Origin of the sequence: Anaerotignum faecicola, from assembly GCA_024460105.1 — a bacterium.
Taxonomy (GTDB): domain Bacteria; phylum Bacillota; class Clostridia; order Lachnospirales; family Anaerotignaceae; genus JANFXS01.
Map to the genome: position 1 here is coordinate 1 of JANFXS010000596.1, position 387 is coordinate 387.

The 387-nt window shown below is 53.0% G+C and carries 1 protein-coding gene; it reads left to right on the top strand.

The window, feature by feature from the left end:
* The coding region (locus NE664_15560) for a M42 family peptidase (GenBank protein ID MCQ4728050.1) at positions 1-387 on the top strand (387 nt) is incomplete at both ends.

A 387-nucleotide genomic window follows, 5' to 3' on the forward strand; every position in this document is an offset into this window, starting at 1 on the left:
GATAAATATGACAGACGAAAGGTTTTTAGAGGAGCTCCTGGAAGCGGTAACCGTGTCCGGGTTTGAGGAAGAGGGCCAGGCGGTTGTCCGAAAGTACATGGAGCCGCTGGCCGATGAACTGCGAACGGATGAAATCGGGGACACGGTATGCGTCCTGAACCCGGAGAGCCGTCTTAAAATTCTGATGACAGCCCATCTGGATGAGATCGGGCTCATGGTAACCGCAGTGAATGAACAGGGAAGGCTGCTGGTTATCGACCGCGGAGGCATCATTCCGGCTACCTATCCGGGCCACCGGGTAAAGGTTATGACAGAGCAGGGGCCTGTTTTCGGCGTTGTGGAATCGTACCGTGATTTATTCAAAAAAGAAGGCGGGTTAAAAACTTC